Below are 11,918 nucleotides of genomic sequence, written 5' to 3' on the forward strand. Positions count from 1 at the left end.
GAACCGCACGGGACGGGGCCTCCGCTGTCACGGGCTCACCTGGTCCAGGCGGTCAGCGGCGAGTCCGCGTTGTTGGTGACCCGGACCGGCACGGCTCCCCACCAGCGCCGCACCGTCTTGGTCTCGCCCGGGGCCAGCGGGAGCCACTCGGGGTCCGCTCCCAGAACGGTCTGCACACGCGCCTCACCGTACGAGGAGCCGTCGTTGCGCACGCTCAGCGCCGTCGCACCCCAGAACCAGGTCGGGAAGACGGTGCTGTCGTCACGGCTCTGCAGCCGCACCTCCGCCGCCTGTGCCCCCACGAACAGGGACGGAGAGTGGTCGGTGGCGGTGCCGTCGGCGGAGTCCGCCGAAGCGGTGTCGCCCGCAGCGTCCGGCCGGGTGCCGCCGAGCCGGTTCGCGGCGACCGCGTCCGCCGTCAGCCCGATGGAACGGGCGATCACCTCCGTCAGACCCACCAGCGCGATCTGGACCATGCCCTTGTTCATGACGTCTCCTGCGAGTTCGGTGTGAACCGCTCCGCGAGCTGCTCCCACGGGCGGCAGGACGTCATGGTGGCCAGCCCGTGAACCCCGCCGCCTGAGGCGCAAGTCCCGGCACCGGCGGGCGGTTTGCCCGGGTCGTCCGGGCGTCCCGGGCGGGTGGTGTGAGGTCCCCTCGGGTCTTGGACGAACGCTTCCCCTGCGCTGCATCAGTGCTGCATCTGCGCTTGCCGGCCGCCAGCAAGAGTGGCGGCACGTCACAGCAGTCACGTGAGTCTCGGTACGACGCGGCCCCCCGAGGGCGCACCGTGCGGGAGGCCAGAGGGGAACAGTTCATGGGCACCATCGGGTATCCGCAGCGCAGGACCATCGTCACCGGCGGCTTGGCGGCCACCGCCGCCGCCCTGCTGACCGGATGTTCGTCGAACGCCGGCGCCACGCCCGCGGCACAGGTCGGGGCCGCGGGCACGGCATCGACCCCGTCACCGTCGGCGAGCGCTCCGCCGGCCTCGCCCAACGCCGCCTTCACCCGGCTCATGGAGGGCAACCGGCGCTGGGTGAAGGGCGCGCTGCTCCACCCCGACCAGGACCCGCGTCGGCGTGAGGCGGTCGCCGAGGAGCAGAAGCCGTACGCCGTCGTGCTGTCCTGCATCGACTCCCGGGTGCCGCCGGAGCTCGTCTTCGACACTGGGATAGGCGACCTGTTCGTGATACGCACCGGCGGCCAGGTGGTCGCGCCGGTCGTCACCGGCTCCGTGGAGTACGGGCCCCTCACCGCGGGCACCCCGCTCATCGTCGTGCTGGGGCACCAGCGCTGCGGTGCCATCAAGGCGGCGTACAAGGCGCTGCACGACCGCACGACGCTGCCCGGCAACCTCCAGTCGATCGCCGACTCGCTGCGCACCGCGTACGAGGCGACCGTCGCGAAGAAGACCGCCGACCCCGTCGACACCATGATCCGGATCCACGCCCGGCAGACCGCCGCCGCGCTGCGCACCAACACCTCGCTCGCCCCGCTCGCCAAGAAGGGCGACCTGGGCGTGGTCAGCGCGTACTACTCGCTGGACACCGGCCGCGTGGAGGTCCTCAACGGCGCGCCCGCCGCCTGACCCCGGACCGGCCGACCCGGAGCCATGACCGTACGACCTCTTCGGCGAGGGGGAGGTCGCGCGGGGCCCGGGTCGGCTGCCGGGCCTCCGCGGCACGACGGCGAAGGCGACGGACGGAAGGCGACTCCTCCGCGGCACGACAGCGAAGACGACGGACGGAAGGCGACGGACGGCCTGCCGCACGGGCCGCATAGGTTGGCGCCATGACGAACCTGCATCACCCGCGTCTGTCCGGCCTGGGACGTAACCCGGCGGCCCCCGACGAGGTCCTGATGCGCCTGACCGCCCACAGGGCCGGCCGGCACGGGATGGCGCTGCGCCGGGGGCAGTTGGCGGACGCCGTGGTCGAGGCCCTGCTGACGCACGGCGACGACATCGTCGTGGTCGGTCTGCGCGAGGACCGGATCTCCCCGGCGATGCGCCGCAGGATCGCCGAGCATCCCGATCCGGCGATCCGTGACGCCCGCGCAAACTTCGTCCGGCATCTCGTGGACCGCGAGGTGAGGGCGGATCTCGGCGACCTGGAGCAGGTCTACGGCCGGCCCCGGACGGAGCTCGCCGACGACCCCGATCCGAAGCTGCGTGCCGCGGTCGCGGGCGCCTGGTACGACCGGCCGCTCGCGGTGCAGACGCGGCTGCTCGCCGACCCGGATCCACGGGTGCGCGCGGCCGCCACCGTGCAACCGAGCCCGGGTGTCCCGGCGGAGTGGCGGGACCGCTGCCTCGCCGACCCGGCGGTGCGGGGCAACGTCGCCTGGTATGTCCCGCTCACCTGGGACCAGTTCACCGAGCTCACGGCAACCGAGGACGAGGACATCCGGCTGGCCGTGGCCGCGAACCCGCATCTCTCGGCCGCCATGGTGGCCCGGCTGCTGGAGTTCGACGACCCGATGGTGCGGGCCGTCGTGGCACAGAGCCGCCACATCGACGCCGCCACCCGCGACCGGCTGTACGCCGATGAGGCGAAGGCGGCCCTGACCTGGAACTTCACCGAACCGGGCTGGCTGCGCGAAGCGCCCCTGGGGGAGCGGCTGACCTACCTGGACTGCCCGCACGCGATCTTCCGGCGTGTCCTGGCCGGTTCCCGGGACCTGCCCGAGCAGGCGTGGCGCCGCCTGGACGACGACCCGGACCTGGGCGTCCGCCGCGCCGCCGCCCGCCGGCCGGACGCGCCACCGGACGTCCTGGAGCGGCTGGTCCGCGCCCACGGCGACGTGTTCCACATCCGGCCACTGCATGTGGAACACCCCAACTTCCCCCGCCACACGCTGCGCACCTTCGTCGAGGAACCGAACCCGAACGCGCGCTACGTCGCCCTCCAGGACCCCGAGCTGCCCGAGGCGGCCCTTCGGCGGCTCGCCGACGCCGAGGAACCCTTCCTGCGCCGCGGCGTCGCCCGCCACCCGAACATCACGGACGAGCTGCTGGAGCGGCTGCTGGCGGATCCGGAACCCGAGGTCGCCGACGAGGCCGCCGCCAACCCGGCGCTCGGGCCCGCCCGGATGGACCGCATCCTCGCGGAGGCCGGCCTCTGAGATCCGGCACCGGGCCGCCCGCGAGGCCGTAGCGGTAGGTGCCCGGCGACCGCCTCTCCGGCGGACCGCACCCCCCGTTTGCGGCTTCCACGCGGCGCGATCACCATGAGGAGCAGACAGCCCATGGATACCGTGCCCCCGCGCAGCTGGCTGCGCGTCCTCGCCTTCGCCGTGGCAGCGTTCTGCACGGTGATCGTCACCGTGGCGGCCACCGCCCGCGACACGGTCGTCTCCCCGGCCTTCTACCAGTCGGTCCTGGACGAGGAGTCGGCCTACGACCGGCTCTACGACCAAGTCCTGGTCGAACCCGGGGCGGCCGCCGTGACCCGCAGCCTGCTGGCCGGGCTGCCGGTGCCCGAAGCCGTGGTCACGTCCAACGTGAAGCTGGTCCTGCCCCCGGAGACCGTCCGGGACCTCACGAACGAGCAGATCGACGCCGTGGTCGGCTACCTCGGCGGCGACCGGGACGACCTCACCCTGACCGTCGATCTGCGGCCGGTGCTGAGCAACATCAACGACCTGGCGCAGATCTACTTCGGAGACCTGGTCGCCGCCGTACAGGAGCGGTCCGAGCCGGACTTCCCGGCGTTCTCCGCCGGACTGTCCGCCGCGCTGAAGGACGTGGTGGCCGGACGCGCCCCCGGCGCGCTGCCCGCCCTGCCGCTGTCCGACGCACAGGCGGCCCAGGCGGCCGACGGACTCCTGGGCGCCCTGCCCGCGCGGGACCGGGAAGGGCTGCGCGACGAGCTCGAAGTGGCGCTGGCCGACGGGGACATCGCGAGCGCGCTGGCCGCCGTGGCGCCCCTCGCGGTGACCGAGCGCACCACCGACGCCACCGCCCGGCTGCGGACGCTCGCCGGCGGCAACGGCTGGAACCTGGAGAAGGCGCTGGAGACGTCCGGCAACGACCTGAGCGGCGTGCACCGGGCCCGTACCTACACGGTGGTCGGCCTCGGGATCGTGGAGGCCGTCGCCGCCGCCCTGCTGATCGCGACGCTCGCGGTGCTGTGGTGGACCACGTCCGCCGCGCCCGGCCGGCGGCCCGTCGTGCTGGGCTGGGCCCTGGCAGCGGGAGGTGCCCTCACCGCGCTCGTCGTCGTCCTGGTACGCGCGCTGAACGGCGACCGGCTGATCGACCCACCGGCGAGCTGGCCGCCCGACCTGGCCCGACTGGTCGACGACCTCCAGCGCCGGGCCGTCGACGACATCGTGACCGCGGCCCTGTCCACGGCACTGGTCCCGCTGGTCGCCGGCGCGCTGCTCGCCGGATTCGGCTGGGCCCTCCAGACCCGGCCCACGCTGCGGACTGCCGCGCCGTACGTGCGGTGGGTGGCGCTCGGGACGTGCGCGGTGACCCTGGCCGGTCTGGTGCTGGTACCGCTCGTCGCGAGCCCCTCGGCACCGCGCCGGTGCCAGGGCAGCGTGGCGCTGTGCGACCGGCCGTATGACGAGGTGGTGTATCTGACCTCGCACAACGCCATGTCGACCACCATCGACCGGTTCATCGGACCGCTCCAGGACCCGGCCATCACCACTCAACTGGACGACGGGGTGCGCGCCCTTCAGCTCGACACCTACCGCTGGGAGCGGCCCGACCAGATCACCGCACGGCTGGCCGAGTCCGACTTCACCCCGGAGCAGCGGGCGTTCGTCGCGGCGGCCGTCAACAAGGTCAACCCGCCCCGCGAGGGCCTGTGGCTGTGCCACGCCGTGTGCCGGGCGGGGGCGATCCAGCTCGTGCCGACGCTGCGCGAGATCGGCGACTGGCTGCGGGACCATCCGACCGAGGTGCTGACCCTGATCGTCCAGGACGCGATCTCCGCCGAGGACACCGCCGAGGCAGTGGAGCGGGCCGGACTCGCCGACCTTGTATACACGCCGGATCCCGACCCCTCGGAGCCGTGGCCGACGCTGGGCGACATGATCGACGACGGTCGCCGTCTCGTCGTCTTCGCCGAACAGGCGGACGGCCCGGCCCCCTGGTACCGCAACTTCTACCGCTACGGCATGGAGACGCCGTTCGCGTTCCGCAGCCCCGGTGAGATGAGCTGCGTGCCCCATCGGGGCGGCACCGGGAAGCGCCTGTTCCTGCTCAACCACTTCATCACCGCCAACGGCGGCAGCCGGCTGGACGCGGGCGAGGTCAACACGCGCCAGTACGTCCTGGACCGTGCCGAGCGCTGTGAACGGGAGCGCGGCAGGCCGGTGAACTTCATCGCGGTGGACTACGCGACGGTCGGCGACGCCCGGGGCGCGGTGGACGCGCTCAACGCGAGCGACTAGGCCCGGCGAGGGCACGTCCTCAGGTGTGGATCGGTCGGGGTTTTTGACGGTCTCGTGATGCCTTGACAAGGGGTGGGGGCGACTTCAGACTGGCGTTGCGCTTACCGCAATCCGTTCCGCTATACGCACCGAGGTGTCATGATGATTCCCGCGTGCCGTCTCGAGGATCTTCCGCGAGGCGAGGCCCACCGGCTCGATGTCGATCCGCCGGTGTCGGTGTTCCACACCGACGAGGGCGAGTTGTTCGCGATCGACGACACCTGTACCCACCAGGACGCCTCGTTGGCGGACGGCTGGCTGGAGGGGTGCGAGGTGGAGTGCCCGTTGCATGCCTCGAAGTTCGACCTGAGGACGGGGGCGGTGGACGCTCCGCCGGCCAAGCTCCCGGTGCGCACGCACGAGGTGCTCGTCGAGGACGGCATGGTCTACGTCCGCCTGTCCACGGATGCCCCCAACCTGCCGCCGTGCGTCGCCTCCCGCCTCGCCGGAGGACCCGCGTGAGGACGGTCGCCGTGGTCGGCGCCTCGCTGGCCGGCCTGTCGGCGGCCCGCTCACTGCGCAAGCAGGGCTACGACGGACGCCTGGTCGTCATCGGCGACGAGCTCCATCGCCCGTACGACCGGCCGCCGCTGTCCAAGGAGTTCCTGGCCGGCACCCTCGGCGAGGCCGACCTCGCCCTGGAGGCCGGTGAGGAGGACCTCGGGGCGCAGTGGCTGCTGGGCGTGCGGGCCACCGGCCTGGACCACGCGGCGCGCGCCGTCCGGCTCGCCGACGGACGAGAGGTCCGCGCCGACGGCATCGTCATCGCGACCGGCGCCGCCGCCCGCGAGCTGCCCGGCTCCGAGGGGCTCGCCGGGGTGCACACCCTGCGCACCCTGGACGACGCCCGCGCCCTGCGCGACGAACTCGCCGCCGGCGGACGGCTGGTGGTGATCGGCGGTGGCTTCATCGGCGCCGAGGTCGCCTCCACCGCCCAGGCCCTCGGCCTCGAGGTCACCGTCGTCGAGGCCGCCCCGACCCCGCTCGCCGGCCCCCTGGGCGAGACCATGGGCGCCGTCGTCTCCGCCCTCCACGCCGACCACGGCGTACGACTGGTGTGCGGTGTGGGCGTCAAGGGGCTGAGCGGACAGTGGCGGGTGGACGCCGTCCTGCTGGAGGACGGCCGCAGCATCCCCGCCGACATCGTCGTCGTCGGCGTGGGCGCGCGCCCGAGCGTCGAGTGGCTGGAGGGCTCCGGCATCGCTCTCGACAACGGCGTCAAGTGCGGCGCCGACGGCCGCACCAGCCTGGCCTCGGTGGTCGCGGTCGGCGACTGCGCCAACTGGTACGACCCCCGGGCCGGCGCGCACCGCCGTGTCGAGCACTGGACCGGAGCCCGGGAGCGGCCGGACGCCGCCGTCGCCGTCCTGCTGGCGGGCGGCGCCGTGGAACCGGGCCCGCCCCGGCCGCCGTACTTCTGGTCCGACCAGTACGGAGTGAAGATCCAGTTCACCGGTCACGCGGCCGGCGCGGACAGCGTCACCGTCGAGGCGGGCGCCGCCGACGACCGTGACGTCCTGGCCGTCTACCGGCGCGCCGGGACCCCGGTCGCCGTGCTCGGGATGAACCAGCCCCGGCTGTTCACGCGCTGGCGCAGGCAACTCGCCGCCGCGTCTTGACACCGCCCCGGCGGCATCCCATGCTGCGGTTGCATATGGCACGCGGCGTTGCTCTATACACAACACATCTATACACAACACCTCTCTGCACAACACCTCTCAGCACAACACCGTCCGGAGTCGCCCTGCCCGGCGTGTGACCGACCCCGCCACGACGTTCTCCCGAGGAGTGCCCCGTGACCTCGACCAGCCTGCCGGACAGTCTGATCGCCACCCTGCCCGGCTCCTCCTACACCGATCCCGGGATCTTCGCCCAGGAGCAGGAGCGGATATTCGAGACCATGTGGTTCTGCGTCGCCCGCGCCTCCGAACTGGCGAAGCCCGGCGCCTTCCGCACCGTCGACGTGGGCCGAGAGAGCATTCTGGTCACCCGTGCCAGGGACAACTCGATCCGCGCCTACTTCAACGTCTGCCGCCATCGCGGCGCCAAGCTCTGCACGGAGGAGTCCGGCGAGGTCAAGCGGGCCTTCCAGTGCCCGTACCACGCCTGGACCTACGGCCTGGACGGCAAGCTCGTCGCGGCGCCCAACCTCACCAAGATGCCCGACGTCGGCCGCACCGAGTACGGCCTGGTGAGCGTGGCCGTGCGTGAGTGGCTGGGCTATGTGTGGATCTGCCTCGCGGAGAACCCGCCCTCCTTCGAGGAGGACGTCATCGGTGAGGTCGTCGCCCGCCTCGGCGACGTCGAGTCGATCGAGCGCTACGACATCGACAGCCTCTCGGTCGGCCGGCGGATCGTCTACGACGTGAAGTCGAACTGGAAGCTCATCATCGAGAACTTCATGGAGTGCTACCACTGCGCCACGATCCACCCCGAACTCACCGAGGTGCTCCCCGAGTTCGCGGACGGCTACGCCGCGCAGTACTACGTCGGCCACGGCGCCGAGTTCGGCGAGGACGTCCAGGGCTTCACCGTCGACGGCTCCGAGGGCCTGGACCGCATCCCCGGGGTGGCGGACGACCAGGACCGCCGCTACTACGCGATCACCGTCAAACCGCAGGTCTTCATCAACCTCGTGCCCGACCACGTCATCTTCCACCGGATGTACCCGGTGGCCGTCGATCGCACGATCGTCGAGTGCGACTGGCTCTATCTCCCGCACGTCGTCGAGAGCGGCAAGGACGTCAGCCGGTCCGTGGAGCTCTTCGACCGGGTCAACCGGCAGGACTTCGAGGCGTGCGAGCGCACCCAGCCCGGCATGAGCTCCCGGCTGTACGCCAAGGGAGGTGTGCTGGTGCCCAGCGAGCACCACATCGGTGCCTTCCACGACTGGGTGACCGAGCGCCTCGGTGGCGCCCAGGGATGACTCAGCCCAGGTAGCCCATACGGTGGCTGATCTCCTCGGCGCCCTTGAGCAGCACCGGGGAGAGCTCGTGCAGTCGGTCCTCGGTGAAGCGGTAAGCGGGTCCGGAGGCGCTGAGTGCGGCGATGACCTCGCCGTCGCGGTTGCGGACCGGGGCGGCCATGGCGTGCAGGCCGATCTCCAGCTCCTCGAGGGTGAAGGCGTAGCCGCGCTCGCGGGCGTCGGCCAGGTTCTTCTCGAGCTTCGTCTTCGCGGTGATGGTCCGCGCGGTGACCTTCTTCATGCCGGTCTCGGCCAGCAGCGTCGCGCGCTCCTTGGTCGGCAGATGGGCCAGCAGGATCTTGCCGCTGGACGTGGCGTGCAGCGGGGTCAGCTGGCCGACCCAGTTGTGCGCGGTGATGGCCCCGGGGCCGCGCACCTGGTACAGGTTGATCGCGTAGTGCTCCTGCATGACGGCGATGTTGACCGTCTCGCCGATCTCCTCCGCGAGACGTTCGCAGACCGGGCGGCCCTGCTGGGTGATGTCGATACGCCCGGTCACCGCGCCGGCCAGCCGCACGATGCCGAAGCCGAGACGGTACTTGCCGCGCTCGCCCGCCTGCTCCACCAGACCGCGTGCCTCCAGGGCGCCGAGCAGGCGGAACGCGGTGGACTTGTGTACCTCGATCTCGCCCGCCACCTCACTGACGCCCGCCTCGCCACGCTGAGCGAGGATCTCCAGGACGCTGATGGCACGGTCCACGGACTGCACGCCGCCGGCTTGTGAATTCGACGTTTCTGTGTCAGTGCTGTAGTTGCTCACAGTGAAACTATACGCGTAGTAAACAACGCGACTGCAAGCAACGGCATCGAAACATGAGCATCGAAGTTGCGCCGTTCGCAACCTGGTGCGTATAACGCTACGGCGCTAGCATGCCTCGCATATCTACGGCGCGAGCGAGACGAGGCACCATGGCTCCCCTGCAATACGACTTCGTCATCGTCGGCGGCGGATCGGCCGGCAGCGCACTGGCGAACAGGCTCTCCGCGGACCCGGCGAACCAGGTGCTGGTCCTGGAGGCGGGCCGGGCGGACTATCCGTGGGACGTCTTCATCCACATGCCCGCGGCGCTGACCTACCCGATCGGCAGCCGGTTCTACGACTGGAAGTACGAGTCCGAGCCCGAGCCCCACATGGGCGGCCGGCGCGTCTACCACGCCCGGGGCAAGGTACTGGGCGGCTCCAGCAGCATCAACGGCATGATCTTCCAGCGCGGCAACCCCCTGGACTACGAGCGCTGGGCCGCCGATCCCGGCATGGAGAGCTGGGACTACGCGCACTGTCTGCCGTACTTCAAGCGCATGGAGAACTGTCTCGCGGCCGACCCCGACGACGAGTTCCGCGGCCACGACGGCCCCCTCGTCCTGGAACGGGGCCCCGCGACCAACCCGCTCTTCACGGCGTTCCAGAAGGCCACCGAGGAAGCCGGCTACCCCGCCACCGACGACGTCAACGGCTACCGGCAGGAGGGCTTCGCCAAGTTCGACCGCAACGTCCACCGCGGACGCCGGCTGTCGGCCTCCAAGGCGTATCTGAAGCCCGTGCGCAAGCGCCCGAACCTCACCGTCAAGACCCGCGCCCTCGTCACCCGCGTCCTGTTCGAGGGCAAGAAGGCCGTGGGCGTCGAGTACCAGCGCGGCAAGGGCGCCCTCCAGCAGGTCCGCGCCAAGGAAGTCATCCTGTGCGGCGGGGCCATCAACTCCCCGCAACTGCTCCAGCTCTCCGGCGTCGGCAACGCCGAGGAACTGCGCGCCCTCGGTATCGACGTCGTGCACGACCTCCCGGGTGTCGGCGAGAACATGCAGGACCACCTGGAGGTGTACATCCAGTACGCCTGCAAGCAGCCCGTCTCCATGCAGCCCTACCTGGCGAAGTGGCGCGCCCCCTTCATCGGGCTCCAGTGGCTCTTCCGCAAGGGCCCGGCCGCCACCAACCACTTCGAGGCCGGCGGCTTCGCCCGCAGCAACGAGGACGTGGACTACCCCAACCTGATGTTCCACTTCCTGCCCATCGCGGTCCGCTACGACGGCTCCGTGCCGGCCGGCGGACACGGCTACCAGGTGCACGTCGGGCCCATGTACTCCGACGCGATCGGCTCGGTGAAGATCAAGAGCAAGGACCCGCGCGAGCACCCGGCCCTGCGCTTCAACTACCTCTCCACCGAGCAGGACCGCCGTGAGTGGGTCGAGGCGATCAGGGTGGCCCGCAAGCTGCTCAACCAGCCCGCGCTGGCCCCCTTCAACAACGGGGAGGTCTCGCCCGGACCGGCCGTCGAGACCGACGAGGAGATCCTCGACTGGGTCGCCAAGGACGGCGAGACCGCCCTGCACCCGTCCTGCACCTGCAAGATGGGCCCCTCCTCCGACGAGATGGCCGTCGTCGATCCCACCAGCATGCGTGTGCACGGGATGGAGGGTCTCAGGGTCGTCGACGCCTCCGTCATGCCGTACGTCACCAACGGCAACATCTACGCCCCGGTGATGATGGTCGCCGAGAAGGCCGCCGACCTGATCCTCGGCAAGGAGCCGCTGGCGCCCTCCAAGGCTGCGTTCTACCGCCACCGCGACGCCCAGAAGCAGGCGGGGTAGACCTTGGCCGCCACAGGGCTACGGACGCTGCTGGACAGCGTCCGCTACGAGGTGCTGCCCGCGAGGACGACCGAGGACAAGGTCCTCGCCCATGTGCCGCGCGACGTCGTCGTCACCGTGACGGCGTCGCCGGTCAAGGGCCTGGAACCGACCCTCGAACTCACCGGGCGGCTCGCCGCGCACGGCTATCGCGTCGTTCCGCACGTGCCCGCGCGGCTGCTGCGGGACGACGTCCACCTGAAGGAGGTGGTCGGCCGGCTCGTCGAGGCCGGGGTGAGCGACGTCTTCGTCCCGGCGGGCGACGCCGACCCGCCCGCCGGGGGCTACGACGGGGCGCTGCCGGTCCTGCGCAGGCTGGGCGAGCTGGGCGGGCCCTTCGCCCGGGTCGGCGTCACCGGCTACCCCGAGAGCCATCCGCTCCTCCACGACGACATCACCGTCCAGGCGATGTGGGACAAGCGCGAGCACGCCACGTACCTCGTGAGCAACCTGTGCTTCGATGCCCGGGTGCTCGGGGAGTGGCTGGTGCGCATCCGGCGCCGGGGCGTCACGCTGCCGGTCCATGTGGGCATCGCCGGACCCGTGCAGCGGGCGAAGCTGCTGGCGATGGCCACGAAGATCGGGGTGGGGGAGTCGACGCGCTTCCTGACCAAGCACGCCTCGTGGTTCGTGCGCTTCGCGGCGCCCGGCGGCTATGCGCCCGAACGGCTGCTGTCGCGCGCGCAGGAGGCACTCACCGAGCCCTCGGCGGGCGTGGCGGGCCTGCACCTGTTCACGTTCAACCAGATCGCCGAGACGGAGCGGTGGCGGCGCGCCCTGCTGGACCGGCTGGGCGGCTGAGCCGGGCGTTCCGGCGGCGTCGTATACGAAAGGGGGGCGGGACCGGCATCCGGTCCCGCCCCCCTTTGTATGCGGTTGT

The 11,918-nt window shown here is 71.5% G+C and carries 10 protein-coding genes; 8 read left to right on the top strand and 2 right to left on the bottom strand.

Features of this window, described 5'->3' with window-relative positions; genetic code table 11:
• Positions 1-35 precede the first annotated feature (35 nt).
• Positions 36-488: a hypothetical protein gene (locus tag ABKA17_RS21885; protein ID WP_353693852.1), complete on the bottom strand. Its 453-nt coding sequence runs from the start codon at positions 486-488 to the stop codon at positions 36-38.
• 329 nt (positions 489-817) lie between these two features.
• Here ABKA17_RS21885 and ABKA17_RS21890 point away from each other — a divergent pair, with 329 nt between their 5' ends.
• The 6 genes from ABKA17_RS21890 (at position 818) to ABKA17_RS21915 (ending at position 8,374) form a co-directional block, all read left to right on the top strand.
• Entirely contained in the window at positions 818-1,591 is a 774-nt protein-coding gene (locus ABKA17_RS21890; protein WP_353693853.1) for a carbonic anhydrase, read from the top strand.
• Between the two features lie 203 nt (positions 1,592-1,794).
• Positions 1,795-3,126: a hypothetical protein gene (locus ABKA17_RS21895; RefSeq protein WP_353693854.1), complete on the top strand. Its 1,332-nt coding sequence runs from the start codon at positions 1,795-1,797 to the stop codon at positions 3,124-3,126.
• Between the two features lie 123 nt (positions 3,127-3,249).
• Positions 3,250-5,409 (top strand): phosphoinositide-specific phospholipase C-related protein, encoded by a 2,160-nt coding sequence (locus ABKA17_RS21900; protein WP_353693855.1) that lies wholly within the window; start codon positions 3,250-3,252, stop codon positions 5,407-5,409.
• A 138-nt stretch (positions 5,410-5,547) separates the two neighbouring features.
• Positions 5,548-5,910, top strand: a complete 363-nt coding sequence (locus ABKA17_RS21905; RefSeq protein WP_353693856.1) for a bifunctional 3-phenylpropionate/cinnamic acid dioxygenase ferredoxin subunit — start codon at positions 5,548-5,550, stop codon at positions 5,908-5,910.
• Complete coding sequence (locus tag ABKA17_RS21910) at positions 5,907-7,067, top strand: NAD(P)/FAD-dependent oxidoreductase (protein WP_353693857.1); 1,161 nt, start codon at positions 5,907-5,909, stop codon at positions 7,065-7,067. The genes ABKA17_RS21905 and ABKA17_RS21910 overlap by 4 nt, the downstream gene beginning before the upstream one ends.
• Positions 7,068-7,243: 176 nt before the next feature.
• Complete coding sequence (locus ABKA17_RS21915) at positions 7,244-8,374, top strand: aromatic ring-hydroxylating oxygenase subunit alpha (protein ID WP_353693858.1); 1,131 nt, start codon at positions 7,244-7,246, stop codon at positions 8,372-8,374.
• 1 nt (position 8,375) lies between these two features.
• Here the strand turns inward: ABKA17_RS21915 and ABKA17_RS21920 are convergent, their stop codons facing one another.
• Complete coding sequence (locus ABKA17_RS21920; protein ID WP_353693859.1) at positions 8,376-9,122, bottom strand: IclR family transcriptional regulator; 747 nt, start codon at positions 9,120-9,122, stop codon at positions 8,376-8,378.
• 200 nt (positions 9,123-9,322) lie between these two features.
• Between ABKA17_RS21920 and betA the strand changes: the two genes are divergently transcribed.
• Positions 9,323-10,999: a choline dehydrogenase gene (gene betA, locus ABKA17_RS21925; RefSeq protein WP_353693860.1), complete on the top strand. Its 1,677-nt coding sequence runs from the start codon at positions 9,323-9,325 to the stop codon at positions 10,997-10,999.
• A 3-nt stretch (positions 11,000-11,002) separates the two neighbouring features.
• On the top strand, positions 11,003-11,839 hold the full coding sequence (locus tag ABKA17_RS21930; RefSeq protein ID WP_353693861.1) for a methylenetetrahydrofolate reductase: 837 nt from the start codon (positions 11,003-11,005) through the stop codon (positions 11,837-11,839).
• Positions 11,840-11,918: the final 79 nt, after the last annotated feature.

The sequence above is a fragment of the Streptomyces sp. RG80 genome, assembly GCF_040446465.1.
Taxonomy (GTDB): Bacteria; Actinomycetota; Actinomycetes; order Streptomycetales; family Streptomycetaceae; genus Streptomyces.